General features: G+C 48.1%; 14 protein-coding genes. 7 read left to right on the top strand and 7 right to left on the bottom strand.

Features of this window, described 5'->3' with window-relative positions:
• Nucleotides 1-20: 20 nt before the first annotated feature.
• Nucleotides 21-1358: an MATE family efflux transporter gene (locus SSED_RS00930; RefSeq protein ID WP_012004319.1), complete on the top strand. Its 1338-nt coding sequence runs from the start codon at nt 21-23 to the stop codon at nt 1356-1358.
• Between the two features lie 492 nt (nt 1359-1850).
• On the opposite strand, the gene nfuA is transcribed toward SSED_RS00930, so the two are convergent.
• On the bottom strand, nt 1851-2429 hold the full coding sequence (gene nfuA / locus SSED_RS00925) for a Fe-S biogenesis protein NfuA (RefSeq protein WP_012004318.1): 579 nt from the start codon (nt 2427-2429) through the stop codon (nt 1851-1853).
• A 229-nt stretch (nt 2430-2658) separates the two neighbouring features.
• Here nfuA and SSED_RS00920 point away from each other — a divergent pair, with 229 nt between their 5' ends.
• On the top strand, nt 2659-5205 hold the full coding sequence (locus SSED_RS00920) for a M14 family zinc carboxypeptidase (protein ID WP_012004317.1): 2547 nt from the start codon (nt 2659-2661) through the stop codon (nt 5203-5205).
• A 12-nt stretch (nt 5206-5217) separates the two neighbouring features.
• On the opposite strand, the gene SSED_RS00915 is transcribed toward SSED_RS00920, so the two are convergent.
• Nucleotides 5218-6018, bottom strand: coding sequence for an amidophosphoribosyltransferase (locus SSED_RS00915; RefSeq protein WP_012004316.1), 801 nt, complete (start codon nt 6016-6018; stop codon nt 5218-5220).
• A 37-nt stretch (nt 6019-6055) separates the two neighbouring features.
• On the opposite strand from SSED_RS00915, the gene bioH reads away from it, so the two are divergent.
• Together bioH and SSED_RS00905 are read left to right on the top strand one after the other, a co-directional pair.
• Entirely contained in the window at nt 6056-6850 is a 795-nt protein-coding gene (bioH, locus tag SSED_RS00910) for a pimeloyl-ACP methyl ester esterase BioH (RefSeq protein WP_012004315.1), read from the top strand.
• A gap of 60 nt (nt 6851-6910) precedes the next feature.
• On the top strand, nt 6911-7414 hold the full coding sequence (locus SSED_RS00905) for a hypothetical protein (RefSeq protein ID WP_012004314.1): 504 nt from the start codon (nt 6911-6913) through the stop codon (nt 7412-7414).
• Here SSED_RS00905 and SSED_RS00900 read toward each other — a convergent pair.
• The 5 genes from SSED_RS00900 to greB form a co-directional block, all read right to left on the bottom strand.
• A complete protein-coding gene (locus tag SSED_RS00900; RefSeq protein WP_012004313.1) occupies nt 7407-9419 on the bottom strand; it encodes an LTA synthase family protein in 2013 nt (670 codons plus the stop codon). The genes SSED_RS00905 and SSED_RS00900 overlap by 8 nt on opposite strands.
• A 358-nt stretch (nt 9420-9777) precedes the next feature.
• Nucleotides 9778-12138 (bottom strand): Tex family protein, encoded by a 2361-nt coding sequence (locus SSED_RS00895; RefSeq protein ID WP_041421477.1) that lies wholly within the window; start codon nt 12136-12138, stop codon nt 9778-9780.
• A gap of 147 nt (nt 12139-12285) precedes the next feature.
• The gene (locus tag SSED_RS00890; protein ID WP_012004311.1) at nt 12286-12657 is read right to left on the bottom strand and encodes a hypothetical protein; all 372 of its coding nucleotides are present in this window, start codon (nt 12655-12657) and stop codon (nt 12286-12288) included.
• Nucleotides 12658-12865: 208 nt separating this feature from the next.
• A complete protein-coding gene (locus SSED_RS00885) occupies nt 12866-14665 on the bottom strand; it encodes a thiamine pyrophosphate-binding protein (protein ID WP_012004310.1) in 1800 nt (599 codons plus the stop codon).
• A gap of 228 nt (nt 14666-14893) precedes the next feature.
• Nucleotides 14894-15385, bottom strand: a complete 492-nt coding sequence (greB, locus tag SSED_RS00880; protein ID WP_012004309.1) for a transcription elongation factor GreB — start codon at nt 15383-15385, stop codon at nt 14894-14896.
• A gap of 376 nt (nt 15386-15761) precedes the next feature.
• Between greB and SSED_RS00875 the strand changes: the two genes are divergently transcribed.
• From SSED_RS00875 to envZ, 3 genes are all read left to right on the top strand, one after another.
• Nucleotides 15762-15980, top strand: a complete 219-nt coding sequence (locus tag SSED_RS00875) for a TrmO family methyltransferase domain-containing protein (RefSeq protein ID WP_012004308.1) — start codon at nt 15762-15764, stop codon at nt 15978-15980.
• Nucleotides 15981-16330: 350 nt separating this feature from the next.
• The gene (gene ompR, locus SSED_RS00870) at nt 16331-17056 is read left to right on the top strand and encodes an osmolarity response regulator transcription factor OmpR (RefSeq protein WP_012004307.1); all 726 of its coding nucleotides are present in this window, start codon (nt 16331-16333) and stop codon (nt 17054-17056) included.
• 60 nt (nt 17057-17116) lie between these two features.
• Nucleotides 17117-18427: a two-component system sensor histidine kinase EnvZ gene (envZ, locus tag SSED_RS00865; RefSeq protein WP_012004306.1), complete on the top strand. Its 1311-nt coding sequence runs from the start codon at nt 17117-17119 to the stop codon at nt 18425-18427.
• The last annotated feature ends 175 nt before the right edge of the window (nt 18428-18602 follow it).

Genomic DNA, 18602 nt, shown 5'->3' with positions numbered 1-18602 from the left:
ATTTGAACCTCTGAGATGATATGACTCCAGTCGAATTACTCCGCAACAGACAGAAGAACAGACAGTTATTAGCACTCGCCCTACCTATGATATTGTCAAATATCACAGTCCCCTTACTGGGGTTGGTAGATACTGCTGTGGTGGGTCATTTAAGTAACGCCTATTATTTAGGAGGAGTGGCTGTTGGCTCTACAATCATCACCCTCATTCTTTGGATGCTCGGTTTTCTTCGAATGGCGACAACAGGCTTAGTCGCTCAATCCTTTGGTGCCGGCGATACACAAGCACAATACAAACTCTTACTTCAAGCGGGTAGTCTAGCGCTCATTTTAGGGTTAAGTGCCATAGTACTGCAACTCCCCATCTTAAATGGGGCCTTAATGCTCACCGACGCAACGGCTGAAGTCGAACGATATTGTCGTGAGTATTTTCAGATACGAATTTGGTCAACGCCCTTCGCCCTGCTCAACCTAGTACTCTTAGGCTGGCTGCTTGGACGGCAACAACCTAAAGCGGCGATGTGGCAACTGATCGTAGCAAACACCGTTAATATAGCACTGGATCTACTTTTTGTTCTCGGTTTAGATTGGGGAGTAAAAGGTGCCGCTCTCGCTTCGGTATTTGCCGATATCTCTGGTTTTTTAGTCGCCTTAATGATGGTCTATAAGCAAGTTCAAAAAACTGGGGGATTCGACCTTTTCAAGCTCAGCAAAACGCTTAGCCTCACCAGCTACCATCAACTGCTCAGCCTTAATGCCGATATTTTTATCCGAAGCTTATGCCTGCAAATCGCCTTTGCCTTCATGACATTTCAAGGCGCGGGTCTGGGAGATAATACCGTCGCGGCCAATGCCGTACTCCTTAACCTCCTGCTTTTGATCTCCTATGCTCTGGATGGTATCGCTTATTATGCAGAAGCCGAAGTGGGAAGGGCCTATGGCCAGAGGAATAAAGCGTTAATGCGAGACAGCGTCACGTTAGCCTGGCTCTGGTCTGGCATCTCAGCAATCCTGTTCACCCTACTCTTCGCCTTCGGTGGAGGGGCCATCATTAACCTGCTAACAAGTATTGAAGCTGTACGACTCGTCGCCGAACAATACCTGTTTTGGATCATCATCTTGCCCCTTCTCTCATTCGGCTCTTACCTTTTCGATGGTGTCTACATAGGTGCAGCTATGGGGAAAGTGATGCGAAACAGCATGATCATCTCGACCTTTGGGGTGTTCTTTCCCATCTGGTATCTCCTGCAAGATATGGGTAATCATGCACTATGGGCCGCGATGAGTGCCTTCATGTTAGCGAGAAGCATGACATTGACGCTGCATTATCGATATCGGTTGAGGAATAAAGGGTTCTAGATTTTACTTAGGCCAAGATGACGGCCTTCGGCCTATCGCTTCGCGGACGGCTCCGCCTATTCGACGGGCTTCGCCCTATTCTGTAGGAGGGGCTTTAGCCCCGAGGTTCAAAGGTTCATTCTTTCCCGGCTAAAGCCGGTCCTACAACTTACCAGCGTAGCGTCATCTCAGCTCCACCAGCGCAGCATCATCTTAGCTCCACCAGCGCAGCGTCATCTTAGCTCCACCAGCGCAGCGTCATCTTAGCTCCACCAGCGCAGCGTCATCTTAGCTCTACCAGCGCAGCGTCATCTTAGCTCCACCAGCGCAGCGTCATCTTAGCTCCACCAGCGCAGCGTCATCTTAGCTCCACCAGCGCAGCATCATCTCAGCTCCACCAGCACAGCGTCATCTCTGCATGAACCGCAGACATTAAAAAAGCGAATTGGCTAATAACCAACTCGCTTTTTTTATTAATCCAAGAGCCTAAGCCCTCGAATCTACACTCTTCAGTTACTGATAAGAGTGATCGCCGTGTTGATGTTCGGTCACATCTTTAACACCGGTCAGCTCGCCAGGAAACTTTTCGAGTAACTGTGTTTCAATGCCATCTTTTAGCGTGACATCGACCATAGAGCAACCATTACAACCGCCACCAAACTGCAGGATAGCCGTTCCCTCTTCAGTCACTTCGACCAACATGATGTTACCACCATGACTCGCAAGTTGCGGGTTGATCTCTGACTGGATCACATAATCGATACGCTCACTCAGTGGTGCGTCGCTTGCCACTTTACGCATCTTAGCGTTTGGCGCCTTAAGCGTTAACTGTGAACCTAATTGGTCGGTGACGAAGTCAATGCTTGCCTCTTCAAGGAAAGGAGCACTCTTCTCGTCGACCATGGCATTAAAGCCATTGAACTCGAACTCCATATCATCGGCTTCGACAGCGTCAGGCGGACAATATGAAACGCCACACTCAGCCGTTGCTGTGCCTGGGCTAATTACAAATACACGAATATGAGTTCCTTCAGGCTGATCTGCTAACAAAGTAACAAAATGGGCCTGAGCTGCATCGGAAATGGTGATCATTTAAGACATGCTCCGTCAGGTAATGCTTGAGTGTTTTAGTATGGATTAGTCATATGATACTCCTCCTGAGTTCAGCTTTGTAGCCCCTATTTGCATTGCTTTAGATTTTTTAGCCATTTTGTGAAGATTGGTTTTGATAAAGTAACCACTTTTCTAAGACCAGCTATGGCATGAAACAGCGCTAACTGTTAATTTAACCTTTATATTACAAGTATAAAGAACATTATCTATGTTGAGATCCTGTCTGTATTTTCTAGCGACTTACTGCTCATTGTCTTTACTGCTTCCTGCAATGGCTGCAGAGCCGCACGACGACAACGCGATCTTAACTGCAAAATCCGATACAAGCCTGACCTCTCCAACTCAGTTTTTAGACTATCCCCTTGGTCAGTGGCATCTGCGGCATGACCAGATAAACTTCTATCTTAAGCAGCTAGCCCTTGAAAGTGCCAAAGTCTCCATCGAAAAGAGTGGCCAAAGCCATGAAGCCAGGCAGCAATTAACGGCTGTGATCAGCTCAGCCAAAAACCAAGCACGACTGGATGAGATTTTACAACAGAGACAAAAAGTTAAGTCAGGTGATGCGCAGCAGGAGCCCTTAGTGATCTGGCTGGCTTACTCGATTCATGGTGACGAAGCCAGCGGCGCACACGCGGCATTGAAACTCAGCCATCTACTCGCAAGCAGTAACGAGCAATGGATTAACCGCTTACTGGACGAAGCGGTCATTCTTATCACTCCGAGTCAAAATCCGGATGGTTTAGATCGATTTTCAAACTGGACCAATAATTACCGTGGTCAGGTGGATGTGAGCGACAGTAACCATAGGGAGCACAGACAGAACTGGCCGAGTGGCAGGAGCAATCACTATTTTGCCGATCTGAACCGTGACTGGCTTTTCCTACGCCACCCGGAATCTCGAGGCAGGATAGCGCTGTTCCACAAGTGGCAGCCTCACTATGTGGGTGATTTTCATGAAATGGGACGAGATCAGAGCTACTTTTTCCAACCCGGCGTCCCCTCTCGCACTCACCCTTTAACGCCAAAAGACAATCAGGCACTGACTGCAAAACTAGCCAAGTTTCATCAGCAAGCACTGGATGAGCTCAAACAAAGCTACTTCAGTCGACAGATGTTCGACGATTTTTACTATGGAAAAGGCTCAACTTATCCGGATATCAACGGATCTATCGGTGTACTCTTCGAACAAGCTAGCCCCAGAGGTCAGGTTCAAGCGACACGAAATGGAGAGTTAAGACTGCAAGAGGCCATAGATAACCAAGTTGCGACCTCAATATCCAGCCTAAAGGGAGCTTTGGCACTAAAAGATGAGCTGCTTGAATATCAGAGTGAATTTTACCAAGGCAGGGACAAGACACTGAACAAAGGACGTCAACAAGGCTTCCTTATTGGCGCCCCCGCTAATGCAAATCGAATTTCCGACCTGAGCGCCCTGCTCGACCAACACCATATCGAGTTTTATTATCTGACTAAACCTGTCACCCAAGGCAAGGCAGATTTTGCCGTGCAAACCAGTCTATTTATTCCTGTTAATCAACCGCAAAAAAGTCTATTGCTGGCCATGTTCGATAATAGAACTGAGTTTACCGATCCTACTTTTTATGATGTTTCCAGTTGGAACCTTGAGCAAGCTTATCACCTTCAGTTAATAAGAAATGCTAAGCTGGATATCGACGTATTATCTAAAAAACGGCCTAAACCGACCGCCTTCAACGTCGATGAACAGGCGGTATCCCTGCTCATAAATTGGCAACAGGATAATGCAGCCCCCGTTCTTCAACAGTTGTTGCAAGCCGGTATTCGAACCAAGTTTGCCGGCAAGCCCTTTACCATAAGAGTCGATGACATTGACCTTGCCTTCCCCGCAGGAAGCTTGCAGATTCCACTGAAACAAAGTGGTAACTCAGCAGAGACAATTACCACGAAGCTGACAGAGCTGGTTAAGGGATATCCGTTAAATATTACCTCCGTTAACACCAGCAGTTCGGTTTCAGGCATCGACCTGGGTAGTCCTGATTTTCACCCTGTTAAACCGATAAAGCCTCTGTTAGTAACAGGGCAAGGAACTGATGCATCAGAGGTTGGAGAGCTTTGGTATTACTTAGATACAAAGTTGGCCGTCCCCCTAACACTTGTCGATGTTGGACGCCTGACACGCCTTACCTTAAGTGACTATAGCCACATTATTCTACCGGGGGGCAGCTACTCCTCACTCGATGAGAAGTTCGCACGTAAACTGGGACAGTTTGCCAAGCTGGGCGGCACCATTATTGCTCAAAAAGGCGCGCTAACCTGGCTAAATAAGGGTCACCTCCTTAAAACCGATCTTAAGGAGGCACGTTTTTATAAGCAGCTGTTTGATAGCACCAATCTGAGCTTCGCAGACAGAGAGAAGCTTGAGGCCAGGCAGTCAATCGGCGGCGCAATTCTTGAGTTAACACTCGATCCCACTCATCCATTAAGCTTCGGAATACGCGGTAACAGCCTACCTATATTGAAGAACAAAGCCTTAGGGCTGACCGAAACGTCGACCCCCTTCATTGTGGCGGCCAAATATGCCGAAGAGCCACTCTTGAGTGGCTATCTCGCCGAAGAATATCAGCGAAGTTTCTCTATGAGCCCGGCAATACTCCTCGAACCCAGAGGAAAAGGAGCCATAGTGATCCTGGCGGATAATCTAATGTTCCGGAACATCTGGTTGGGATCAGAAAAAATCTATGCCAACGCCCTCTATTTTGTACCAGCCCTGGATTAGGTTCAAACCAACCTAATCCATTAACCCTGGTGCTTCTGCCCTCGCGAGGCACCATATCTGCACATGAATATGTCGCTTCTCAAAAAGCTCCGCAATCTCTATTGCCGTCGTCCCTGTGGTCACGACATCATCGATCAGTGCGATACGCTGATAGGAGAAGTGAGCCTCTAAGCTAAAGGCTCCTGACAAATTTTTCCGCCGCTGCTTACCCGTTAATCCAGCCTGAGAGCACGTATCTATAGTCCGGGTTAGCCCTTCGGTTACCACCGGAATATTGAGCCTGCCGGTAAGGGCATCCGCAATCAGATATGCCTGATTAAAGCCCCTCTTCCTTAATCTGTTACTGTGCAGGGGCACCGGAATTAATACTTGAGGAAGTTGCAGTAATCCAATCTCCTCTAAGTAAAGAATCCGGTTCGCTAACACATGTGATAACACCGGCAATGCTGAAAATTGTGTCTGGTACTTCATCTGCCCGACCCACTCTCCCAACCCTTGATGGTAGCTGCAGGGGGCAATAATCATGAGGGGTCGAGACGAGGTACAGGCGCCACAGTAGATGGCTTCGACTTGCATGGCACGACCACAGCCCAGGCAGACGGGAACTTGATAGAGACCGGTGACTAGACATACGGAGCAGATCCCCGAATCAGGCAACTCAATGCTTTGATGGCACATCAGACATCGATTCGGTAAACTAGCAGCCAGCAGGTTAACGACTCCACGATAGAGCGCCTGTAATCGTCTTCTGCCGAACTGTGCAGCCTTAACCAAACCGGTCAATGCACGCTGCGCTATAGAATCTTTTATCATAGAAAAAATCCATTTTTCCTAATCTTGAGGTAAACCTGTGAATCCATCTCCCCTTCATATCGAGTCCATTGGTCAAGGGCAGGAGATCATTATACTTCACGGTTGGGGGGTGAACAGTGCCGTTTTTACACCGCTACATTCTTCTCTGTCTCAGTATAGGGTGCACTATGTAGATCTGCCCGGTTTTGGCCATAGCTCGATGATAGAGGGCGATATCGATGCCTGGGTCGATGCGATAACAAGCAGGCTATCCCATAAGGCGATCTGGGTAGGCTGGTCATTAGGTGGACTTGTCGCAACCCGAGCCGCGCTGCGTTATCCCGAACGGGTACAGGGACTGGTCACTATCGCCTCCTCTCCCTGCTTCATGGCAAGAGAAGAGGAGTCCTGGCCTGGGATCCCGCCTCAGGTATTGTCTGACTTTAGCAAGCAGCTCGGCAGTGATCTTAGTAAAACCATAGACCGCTTCTTAGCAATACAGGCCATGGGAAGTGTAACGGCAAAAGATGATATCAAACAGCTTAGAGAGCTGGTCCTATCCAGGCCACTTCCTGAGACGACCGCCCTGGTGCAGGGACTCGATATGCTTAAGAGTGTCGATCTCCGCCCTCAAATAGCCCAGATTGAGCAACCCTGGCTAAGGATCTGGGGACGATTAGATGGCCTGATTCCGAGGCGGGTTCCACCTTTGATGCCTAAAGATGAACAGCTCTATCAGGATCTCATACTCCACAGAGCCTCCCACGCCCCCTTCATCTCCCACAGGGATGAGTTCATCACAGGCTTGGTAAGCTGGATAGAGAAATTAGTCAGGGATGAACTTCTTCGATAATGCTTTATCTTTGATCGATAAATGGCTATCATTTAACCACTAAAGGTAAAGGAAACATCTATGTTAGTGGTCACGAATTATCCACAGGTGCCGATAGCGACAACTAATGCCGCTACTGACTCTGCACGCACGGATAATCAGCAGAGACCACCCGTTATCCCACCTAAAGAGTTAACTAAGGGCCACGAAGAGCGGTCCTTTACACCTCAGCACGAACGCACCGCCGAGCAAGCCGATGCTCAAGCCAGGTTAAATGAGAGAGTTCAGGGTAAACAGCAAGGTACCGGACAACAGCATCAGGAAGGTAAACAACAAGATCAGGCGAAACACGCCGCTCCTCTGCTTATCAAAGATCTGCTGAGAGGAAAACCAGCGCTTCAACGACGTGATATTCAAACCAGTCAGCAAGCAGTCAGCCCAACTCCCCAGAAAACAGATAATGAGAGAGCCATTATCTTAGATCAACCTTCGGAGTTTTATCGGGAGTTTGGCCAAAGGGTCGAGAGTTTTTATCAGCAACAGACTCATCCACATGATGAGCCTGCCATATCCGCACTTATTTAAGTGTAACTTCCGCTGATTTAAGTGTCGCCTCAGCTGAAACCAAACCATCACGCTGCACAACCTCATCCTGGGGGCGATATAAGCCCTTCTGATAGGCTAAACTTCCCCACAGCGCCCAAGCCAAAGCAACCTGTTTCATCTCTTCACTCTGTGGCTTTGCAACCAGTGTCTCTGCAAGAAAATCATATTTAAACCCGCTAGGCTCCCTTTCGGGTTGCAATACTACGACATCATCGCCGCGAAGATAGGCCATATTCTTATCATATTGCATCAAGGCACGACCCGGCCAGTCGTCACTGACTCGTGTCAAATCTTGGCCAAGCATAGGATAGCTATCCGATATCCCCATCATAGAGAGCAAGGTGGGTGCGAGATCTATCTGACTCACCACTCTCTGATCCCGTTTAGCTTCTACACCATCGCCGACGATTATTCCGGGGATCCTGAACCGGGAGATAGGCACCAGACTGGACCCACCCACTCTGCTGTCATGATCGGCAACGATCAAAAATAGCGTATCTTTCCAGTAGTCAGACTGCTTCGCTAGTTTGAAAAACTCGCCGACCGCATGATCGGCATACTTTGCCGCATTATTGCGCGTCTGCTTAGGCTGTTCATAGAGCTCAATTCTGTCATCGGGAAACTCGAAAGGATCATGATTACTCGAACTAAACACTAAACTGAAAAATGGCTTACCTTGCTTGTGAAATTGCTCAAATTCACTGTTCGCCCTTCTCATCAGATCTTCATCCGAAACCCCCCATGAGCCGGTAAATGCAGGATTTTTGTAATCGTTTTCATCGACAATATTACTGAAGCCATTGCCGAGGAAGAAACTCTTCATATTATCGAAATGACTCTCACCACCATAGACAAACTGAGTCTCATAACCATGCTGCTTTAACAGTGCCGCAATCGAGAAAAAACCATGCTGACTCTTACCTAACTTAACGACCGAACGAGCCGGTGTCGGGGTAAAACCTGTCGTAACCGCCTCGATTCCACGAACGGAACGTGTACCAGTGGCATAGAGATTTTCGAAAGCCCAGCCCTCTTTTGACAGCTCATCAATATTGGGTGTCAGAGGTAAGCCACCTAAATTACCCACAAATCGCGCCCCTAAGCTCTCCTGTAAAATAATAACCAGGTTCTTAGGTTTACCTTGATAGCTTGCAGGGTTAAAAGAGAGGCTAGGGATCGCTTCCGATGTGAATGCAGCAAGCTCTCTGCCACTTTCCCTGCGTACCGTATCGATCACTTGCTCTTCATCCATGCTGCCGTACATTTTGGCCGCACTGGCTTCACTCTTCATCTGGCTGATAGCGAAGAACAGAGAGTAAGAGGAGTTGGTCACCAGAGAGTTAACCAGAGGATCGTCGGCAAAAGCGACCATTGCAGGGTTTAAAGGCCTGTGACCCAAGCTGGAGCGGGCGCCCATCAGAGTCACGGCGATCACCAGCAGCGCAATAAACGGGCGAAAGAACCAACGTGGATAACGAATATTTTTCAGCAGGCTGCCACTCAACTTCCATCCGCCCCAAAGGGTCGTCAAGCTCAACAAGGCAGCGAAAATCAGCTCGATTTTACGCCCGGCCCACAGCATCGAAAGCACCTCTTTGGGATAGATAAGGTACTCGATATAGAGTCGGTTTGGTCTTATTCCATACTCTTGAATAAATGAGGGGGTAGAGGCTTCGAGAAATAGCATCAACCAAAGTCCAAGCGTTAACCAGACTCTTAACAGAGAGTTCCAGGTGCGACCCAGAGCATGATCACCGGAAAATATCGCCGTTCCCAGAGCCGCAATGCCCCACAACCAACATAGGGTGGCCAGATCGACCCTAAGACCCTGGATAATCAGATGGGACCAACCACCAACGGCAACGACTCGATCGAATTGCCAGAAACCTAATCCGATACGGCTAAGAGTAACAATAAGTAATGCGATCAAACAAAAACATAAAATGGATCTAAATGGACCCAAAATAGAAAAGCGAGAGGCCATGAAAGCACCCAAAAGTTATCTAGTATTACTAATCCAGAGTTCTGGAGTGGTCCATGCGCTAAGACTCCCTGGGGAGTTTCCCTCTCTCACTCTCTGCAGAGTGATAAGTAAATGCCTCTATTCATCGTAATAAAACATGTAGACGAGTTAAATTCACCATCCCTAATAAATAGGACAGGATTAAGACAAGCGCGGATTATATAAGTTCACTTGTTTTTTGCAAAGCAGAAACAAAAGTGAAACATTAAAAACGAGACTAACAAGCGTAAAGTAAAAAAAATGTCGAATGGGATATCCCATTCGACATTCTCAAAGTAATCATCAACAACTGTATCGGTGATAGTTATACCAATTGGTATTACTTCTTCAATTTTGCAAAGGCATCGGCGAAAGCGTTGCCCATGGCAGCATTGGCTTGCTGTTTTGGCTGAGATCTATGCTGAGGCTTGCCTTTGCCTTGCTGATTCGATTTAGCAGCAGGCTTAGACCCTGTCTGAGATTTTTGGTTAGAACGACCAGCAGGCATATCAGCGGCCTTCTCATCCAGACGCATGCTAAGGCCGATACGCTTGCGCTCGACATCGACCTGCATCACCTTGACCTTCACTACATCACCCGCCTTAACGACGGTGTGAGGGTCACTGACAAACTTGTCCGTCAGTGAAGAGATATGCACCAATCCATCCTGGTGAACTCCAACATCGACGAAGGCACCGAAGTTAGTCACATTGGTCACCACACCCTCTAAGATCATATCGAGTTTAAGATCTTTAACCTCTTCGACTCCCTCTTTAAAGGTGGCGGTCTTAAACTCACCACGTGGATCTCGCCCGGGTTTGTCGAGTTCAGTCAGAATATCTGTGACGGTTGGCAGGCCAAATTTTTCGGTAATGAAATCTTCAGCCTTCAGGCTACGTAGCAATTCACTGTTACCCATTAAAGTGTCTAAGGCCTGATCTTTTGCCTTAGCAATGGATTCCACCAGCGAATAGGCTTCCGGGTGCACAGAGGAAGCGTCTAACGGGTTATCGCCATCGACAATGCGCAGGAACCCCGCCGCCTGCTCATAGGCTTTAGGGCCTAAACGAGCAACCTTAAGTAGCTGCTTACGCTGTTTAAATTGACCATTTTCATCTCGGTAAGTCACAATATTTCTAGCCAATGTCTTATTCAAACCAGCAACTTGTGATAGCAAGGGCGCAGAAGCCATATTGAGATCGACGCCAACACCGTTAACGCAGTCTTCCACTACCCCTTCCAGAGACTGAGACAGTTGGCTCTGACTGACATCATGTTGATACTGCCCGACTCCGATCGACTTAGGCTCGATCTTAACCAGCTCGGCGAGCGGATCTTGTAGACGGCGGGCGATAGACACGGCGCCACGAATAGACACATCAAGATCGGGAAATTCATTGGCCGCTAATTCAGAGGCCGAATAGACCGAGGCTCCCGCCTCACTCACCATAATTTTAGTTAACCCAGGTAGCTCGGCTTTCACACTGGCGATCAGCTCTCCCGCCAGCTTATCCGTTTCCCTCGAAGCGGTACCATTACCTACCGCGATCAGCTCAACCTTATGCATCTTGGCAAGGTTCGCTAAGGTGCGAACAGACTTGTCCCATTGGTTTTGTGGAGCATGGGGGAAGATAGTCGTATGTGCCGTCAGCTTACCCGTGTTGTTCACGATAGCCACCTTCACACCGCTTCTAAGGCCTGGATCTAGCCCTAATGTGGCCTTGGCTCCTGCAGGAGCGGCCATCAGAAGATCGCCCAGGTTCTTGGCGAAAACGTTGATTGCCTCAGATTCAGCCTGTTCACGCATCTTAGCGAGAAACTCGGTTTCCATCTGTAGTGCGATCTTGATACGCCAGGTTGCCGTGACTACGGTTTTCAGCCACTGGTCTACCGCACTATCGGTCAGGTTAAGCTTAAAGTGATCGGCGATGATAACGGCGCAGTAACTGCTTTGCTTAGACTCATTGTCCGGGTCGGCATTCATGCTTAAACTCAGCATTCCCTCATTTCGACCGCGTAGCATAGCCAATGCACGATGCGACGGTATCTTGCTTAGCTTCTCTGTATGCTCAAAGTAGTCACGGAATTTCGCGCCCTCTTTCTCTTTCCCCTTCACCATCTTGCTCTCGAGCACAGAGTTTTGGCTAAGATGTTGCCTTACCTTTTGCAGCAGCGCGGCATCCTCAGCAAAACGCTCCATGATAATGAAACGCGCCCCATCGAGAACGGACTTACTGTCGGCAAACCCCGCTTCTGCATTGATAAATTTACCCGCTTCGAGTTCAATATCTGCCTGTCGGTTACCGAATAAATAATCAGCCAAAGGCTCGATGCCCGCTTCGATTGCTATCTGGCCCTTAGTGCGACGCTTAGGCTTGTAAGGCAGGTAAAGATCTTCTAAACGCGTCTTACTGTCGGCATCGACCAAGGCTTTTTTCAATTCAGGGGTCAGTTTTCCCTGAGTATCGATACTCGATAGGATCACCGCTCTTCTATCGTTCAGATCACGCAGGTAACTCAACCTGCTATTTAACGTACGCAACTGAGTATCATCCAACCCTCCCGTCGCCTCCTTTCGGTAACGCGCAACGAAAGGTACCGTTGCACCATCATCGAGTAAGGTGATAGTAGAGGTGACTTGTTGTTCGCGAACATTCAGTTCCTGAGCGATGATTTGGGCAATATTTTGCGTCATTTGCATAAGAAGTTGTGTCGTGCCTGGATAGAAAGATTTGAGTGGTGCCAAAGATAGCACAGCCTATACACCTCTTGCATGAAATATGCTTAAAGAGATTCAAACGGTGTGAACAAAAAAGCCCGCAGGATGCGGGCCTTCTCCGAAGGGGAATCAATGATGAATATAACCATCCTCTTTGATCAGCTTCTTCGCCTTTTCAATATCCAGAGATTCAATAGGCTCGGCCAGATAATAGGGAAGCTCGACTGCCTGCTCACTCAGTTGAACTATCTTCCCCTCCTGCAGCCTTTCCAGCACTGAATGCAGCGTATCCTCTAACTCCTGTGGTGCACTGCGATACTGAGAGCCCATATAAGCAATCAACTCATTCACCGTATGGCGACCATCGGCGAGTGATACCACTATCGCCATCCAATCTTCCATCGGAGTCGTATCGTCCGGCTTCTCAATATCAACCAATGACACCTGATTATCTTTGCGTGTGAAAATGGCGGTACGATAAAAATACTGAGTCTTATCCATCTTTATTATCCATTTTTGTTATCTGTCGAAGAATCACTTGCTCTATATGAGTAAACCAATTGTATTTCCCCTAGCCTATAGGGAGATCTATACATGTCAAAGCCTGAAAACTGATATTAGCATGAACAATTGTCGTCTCATCATGACCGACATCAATTTAGCTCTAGCTAATATTGCTCACATTCAAACTGCATTATTCTCAAAACCATCAGAAATGGCCACACAGCTCATTCCATCGCTCGGTGGCCTGAGGATCGCCATTTCTAAAGCCTATGTAGGTGTTAAGCTTCTTAGTCGTCTCGCTCTGATGCCCTGCCTCCACGGAAGTCGGAACCTCGATCAGGTGTACTCCCCCCTTGTGAGCCGTCTCAATCAGACAGTGAGTGAGTTGCTCTGTTGTCTCACACAGATGCCCATCCCCCCCATAGGCCTGGATCAGTAATCTTGGATTAAACCCTTGATCGTTACAGGAATAGATAGGAGCATCACCGGCCTTACCCAGGTGGAATATATTGTTTCTCATATAGAGAATCGTCACATTGGCGCCCTGCTTCTGCAGGTTGATCAGTTCATTAGCCTGAAAATTAAAACCACCATCCCCAATCATGACTAATACCGGCTGCAGGCTGTTACTTTCGGCAAGTTGATCCGCAATGGCTCTTGCGTAAGGAAGACAGGTCCCCATGGCCGCATACCAAGGGTTGGCCAGATAGCTTCTGCCGATATCACTTCCATGGGTCTCCAGTTCGAAGCTGGCAAACAGAGAGCTCCCCACTTCGGGCACGAAGATATAAGGCTTAGCAAGCTGACGCTGAGCCTGATTAATCGTCTCCGCTAAGTTATGATAACCAAGCATAACGGACTCGAGTGGCGGAGTTACTTTTTCATCCGGATCCAGAGTGCTTTCAGCCCCCTCATTTAACGGTAACTTCTGCACTAGAAGATCGATAACGGCCTCGATATCCTTCTCCCATCGCGCCGTTCCTCGCAACATGGTTTTATGGCTATGGGTGTCTATGGCATGGGTCTGACTGCTAAATGCATTATTGGTATCCGAGGGAAATATTGCCGTCCCTAATTCCAAAATATAGTCGGCCTGAGATTCAATATAATGCTTACCCTCGAGTTCACTGAAGGCACCGTTATAACTGCCTAAACAGAGAGGCTCACTCTCATCCAGCATTCCCTTACCGAACCAACTCGTCGCATAGGGCAAGCTATGTTGATGACACAATGAGATAATTTTAGAGAGTAGCGGGCGATTCAACCTCAGTTTCTCACCCAAAAAAACCAAAGGCTTGTTAGCCAGCTTGAGCTTTGACTCGATATCTTGGGCGATCAGCTCGGCACCACTCAAACTAAGTGGCTGATTCTGTGATATCTGCTCCAAACTCAGTGGCAGGCTCAGAGATTGAGTCGGCTGATTGATCAGATCTCTTGGGATCTCGATAAATACCGGCTGGCGGTTCAGGTAGGCATAGGTGAGCAACTCCAAACACTGTTCGGCGGCAATATTCGGCTGACCGCTATGTCTCTGCCCCTGAAGACGCTCGGCTCTGACACCCAGAGCACGAAAAGAGTTTAAGGCCGCATCGAGGTCCGTATGCCAGGCAGTATGTGGGTGTACCGAATGGTGCAGGGCATGGCTATTGACCTCTGCCTCACCGGGCGCACCGGAGATAAAGACCACAGGTAAGCCCTCGGTTCTCGCCAGTGCGGCAGCCGTCACGCACGGAAGACTGCCGACCGTATAGGTCGTTAAACACATCCCCAGAGGATTCAGTTCAGCCTGAGCGCAGGCACTAAACCCGGCATGCATCTCATTGCTCGAGGGCAACACTTCGATATGCCCCTCTAATGAGTTGATCAGGTTTGCGACAAAATCACCACCGACACCATAAGCTCGTTTCACCCCAAAAAAGGCCAATAACTCACCCAGACAGTCGCCAAAAAGTGGCAAACTGTTGTAATACTCACTACCAAAGTTATCTTTAATCGACGGGGACACGGCACAATCCTTCTCTATTCGCTAACACTCTCTGTTTATTAAGAGTGCAGCCTAGAGAGATTGAGAAAGAGAGTGTTGATCGAGATCAGTTTTGAAAAAATGAACGGAGCAGCCGAAACGTACAGTTAACTTTACATCTAAATGTGACCGAGGTCACAGCCCTATGTTAGGGGCTGAGAGACTAACCTGCCGTGTAGACCCGGCTTTACACTTATCCGATTGCTCAGTCTAATTCTGAGGATCTTCAAAAGACTTATATTGGATCTTGTTGATGTACCACTCCTTAGGCCCCAATGGCGTCGGGACAACCACCTCATCGTCCACCTGCTTGCCGATAAGCGCACGGGCCATGGGCGAGTCTATGGTGATGTAGCCCAGCTTAGTATCCAGCTCGTCTTTACCCACGATGCGGTACTGAACTATCTCGCCCGCTTCATTTTCCAGCTCGATCCAAGCGCCGAAGAATACCTTTCCCTCCTGCTGAGGCGAGTAATCTACGATCTGCAGCTCTTCGACCCGCTTAACCAGATAACGGACCCGGCTATCTATTTGACGTAAAAGCCTTTTGTTATAAGTGTAATCGGCGTTCTCGGATCGGTCACCTTGAGCCGCAGCCTCCTGCACCTTCTTGGTGATCTCGGGGCGATACTCTTTCCACAGATATTTGAGTTCTTTATCTAAGGCCTGCCAGCCTTTGCGGGTAATTAACATGGCTTTCATCTATCTAGCTCCAAAGCGACATACCGATATTCGCGTATCTTAGCTTGCCTGCAGCACTATCTCTACCCCAATTTGACCTCGACACCGATTGCCCTGAATCAAGTAGAAGTCATTTCGCTGAACGACTCTCCGGGGGAAAATAATATGCCGCTAAAACTTGAGGTTACAGGCCATTACTTATGGGCAAAAGTGACATTAGCTGGACCTGTGATGACTTAGAGATAAGCCCGGGCTTGCCTCTTTTTGCTCAAATAAAAGGTGTTAGCATGACAGCATCTGACCTGGCCCAATCTCACTAATCGAAAGAGAGCGCTCCAGTGTAGTTGCAACAGTTATTACAGCAGCCATTTTCATACGAATTAAAAAAGAGATAGCAATGATCGAATTTACCCCCATTGGATTATCGATTGTCGAAATAGAGAGGGTAGAGGCAAACCGCATCTTCGTACGGGGCATAGACCTATTAGATGGAACACCGATTCTGGATATCAAACCCTATATACAGTCTTTTGATAATATTAAAGATACCAAGGATGGCTCGTATGAACGAGGCTTCGATCCCCTTACCGTTCGCTCAGATAAGCGATTCGCTTAATCTATAAAGTTAACGCTGTGACCTCTTAGACAACTCTGGATGAACCTAAATTTTCTGATTAAAGATCGAACTATCCAGAGTATGTAAAAAAAGAAGAGCACGATTTAGATCCTATTTAGTTACAATTTCATTAATCAAGAGTTGACCCAAACACAATAACCATTAAATTCAACAGATTAAACTTATTCCTTCTCATATCGGCGTGAATGAAATGTGATAGTAAAAAAAATGGGCGCTGGTCTTTGACAGGAGTAAACGGCTATATTAGCCTTAATTAAAAAGATTCATATTCAATATCAGCCAGTTGGATACCGAACACTGTCGAATACCGATCAAAAAGGATAATAAGCATGGGACAGGAAACCTCTAAAATTCTCGTCGTCGATGATGATATGAGGCTAAGAGCTTTACTAGAGCGCTATCTTATGGAGCAAGGTTATCAGGTTCGTAGTGCGGCCAATTCTGAGCAGATGGATCGACTGCTGGAACGTGAAAACTTTCACCTTCTTGTACTCGACCTGATGCTTCCCGGTGAAGATGGCTTATCTATCTGCAGAAGACTCCGTCAGACAGGTAATCCCATTCCTATTGTTATGCTTACAGCCAAAGGGGATGAGGTCGACCGTATCATTGGCCTCGAGCTTGGAGCCGACGACTACCTGCCTAAACCATTTAACCCTCGTGAGTTACTGGCCAGAATTAAAGCCGTGATGCGCAGACAGAGTCAGGATGTTCCGGGGGCGCCGACTCAGCAGGAGGAGGAGATCACTTTTGGTGAGTTTGCACTCAATCTGGCTACCCGTGAGATGTACCACGGCGAGGAAGCTATTTCACTCACCAGTGGTGAATTTGCCGTACTAAAGGTATTGGTGAGTCATCCCCGTGAACCGCTATCGCGTGATAAGTTAATGAACTTAGCTCGCGGCCGTGACTACTCTGCACTCGAACGTTCTATCGATGTTCAGGTTTCCCGTTTACGACGCCTGATAGAGAAAGATCCGGCAAATCCAAGATATATTCAAACCGTGTGGGGTCTTGGGTATGTGTTTGTACCCGATGGTGCCGCCCGACGATGAGCCAAGGTTTCACCTTAAACCTTTGCTTGTCAGCTAACTCAGGTGGAGCCGCTCACTAAGATGAAGTGGCTGAAGAAGTTCCTCCCCCGTAGCGCTTTTAGTCAGACAGTCATGCTGATCGGTTGTCTGTTGCTGATCAATCAGCTGGTGTCATACCTTTCTGTGGCCACCTATTTTATCCAGCCAACCTATCAACAGATCAATCAGTTGATAGCGCGTCAGGTCAAGTTGCTTTTCGTCGATGGTGTCGATATCGGCCGTGAACACCTCACCATGGTCGATGCCCTGAATGCCAAGGTGCGTGACGATGGCATGGAGATCTACAATCAGAAGCAGGCACGGGAAGCGGGTATCGATCAGGCCGTATATTATGGCTTCTTGTCATCACAGATGTCTGAGCACTTAGGAGGAAAAGCCGAAGTTAAGATAGCTCAGGGAGATGATTTTGAGATCTGGATCCGCCCTCCTCAGGCTCCCTCTATCTGGATAAAGGTTCCCTTAACCGGTTTCAACGAATCAGACTTGTCCCCACTCACCCTCTATCTGATGGTAATTGGTGCATTGAGTGTCGCCGGCGGATGGTGGTTTGCCAGACAACAAAACAGGCCCCTCAAAAAGCTTCAAAAAGCGGCAATATCGGTCTCGATGGGCGACTATCCCGAGCCATTGCCTCTCACAGGCTCCACCGAAATAGTCGAAGTGACCAACGCCTTTAATCAGATGTCCCATAGCATGAAACAGCTCGAACAGGACAGGGCCCTGTTGATGGCGGGGATATCCCATGATCTTCGCACGCCACTGACCCGCATCCGTCTGGCCTCTGAGATGATGGTTGAAGAAGATGAGTACCTCAAAGACGGCATAGTGCACGATATCGAAGATATGGATGCCATCATCAATCAGTTTATTTCCTATATCCGCCAAGATCAGGAAAGCACCCGGGAACAGGGACAGCTTAACGATTTGATAGAGGATGTGGTGCAGGCCGAATCGAACCGAGAGGCAAAGATTGAAGTCGAACTCAATGAATGCCCCGAGATCCCCATGCAGAGCATCGCCATCAAGCGCATACTCAGTAACCTGGTCGAAAATGCCTTTCGATATGGTAGAGGCTGGGTAAAACTGAGCTCTCATTTCGATGGCAAACGGGTGGGTTTCAGTGTCGAAGACGATGGCCCCGGCATTCCGGAAGATCAAATCCCCAAACTGTTTCAACCTTTTACTCAGGGAGATACGGCGAGGGGCAGCGTGGGCTCGGGTCTGGGGCTTGCCATCATCAAACGAATTACCGATCGCCATCAGGGGGAAGTCGTACTCACCAATCGAGCCGAAGGGGGTTTACGCGCTCAGGTTTGGTTACCTATGGAGTAGACAGAGTATCTGTCATCATGCTTTTGAGTCGTGTATCATCGAATTGCAGTAAAGCTATCACTCTAGCGAAGACAGTCAAAAGCAAAAATTTGGTAATTTTCGCCGGATCATTTCTGATTTAGCGTGTTAAAATATTGTTCATTAAATAGCTCACTACGATCGGGTGAGTAAGAAA

The organism is Shewanella sediminis HAW-EB3 (assembly GCF_000018025.1).
Lineage (GTDB): Bacteria > Pseudomonadota > Gammaproteobacteria > Enterobacterales > Shewanellaceae > Shewanella > Shewanella sediminis.
The sequence above is the reverse complement of the archived record's forward strand: the minus strand, read 5'-3'. Positions and strand labels throughout refer to the sequence as shown.

Excerpts from the sequence above, each read along its gene's own strand:
- SSED_RS00930 (WP_012004319.1), top strand. The coding sequence starts at position 21 with ATGACTCCAGTCGAATTACTCCGCAACAGACAGAAGAACAGACAGTTA.
- nfuA (WP_012004318.1), bottom strand. The coding sequence starts at position 2,429 with ATGATCACCATTTCCGATGCAGCTCAGGCCCATTTTGTTACTTTGTTA.
- SSED_RS00920 (WP_012004317.1), top strand. The coding sequence starts at position 2,659 with ATGTTGAGATCCTGTCTGTATTTTCTAGCGACTTACTGCTCATTGTCT.
- SSED_RS00915 (WP_012004316.1), bottom strand. The coding sequence starts at position 6,018 with ATGATAAAAGATTCTATAGCGCAGCGTGCATTGACCGGTTTGGTTAAG.
- SSED_RS00905 (WP_012004314.1), top strand. The coding sequence starts at position 6,911 with ATGTTAGTGGTCACGAATTATCCACAGGTGCCGATAGCGACAACTAAT.
- SSED_RS00900 (WP_012004313.1), bottom strand. The coding sequence starts at position 9,419 with ATGGCCTCTCGCTTTTCTATTTTGGGTCCATTTAGATCCATTTTATGT.
- SSED_RS00895 (WP_041421477.1), bottom strand. The coding sequence starts at position 12,138 with ATGCAAATGACGCAAAATATTGCCCAAATCATCGCTCAGGAACTGAAT.
- SSED_RS00890 (WP_012004311.1), bottom strand. The coding sequence starts at position 12,657 with ATGGATAAGACTCAGTATTTTTATCGTACCGCCATTTTCACACGCAAA.
- greB (WP_012004309.1), bottom strand. The coding sequence starts at position 15,385 with ATGAAAGCCATGTTAATTACCCGCAAAGGCTGGCAGGCCTTAGATAAA.
- SSED_RS00875 (WP_012004308.1), top strand. The coding sequence starts at position 15,762 with ATGATCGAATTTACCCCCATTGGATTATCGATTGTCGAAATAGAGAGG.
- ompR (WP_012004307.1), top strand. The coding sequence starts at position 16,331 with ATGGGACAGGAAACCTCTAAAATTCTCGTCGTCGATGATGATATGAGG.
- envZ (WP_012004306.1), top strand. The coding sequence starts at position 17,117 with ATGAAGTGGCTGAAGAAGTTCCTCCCCCGTAGCGCTTTTAGTCAGACA.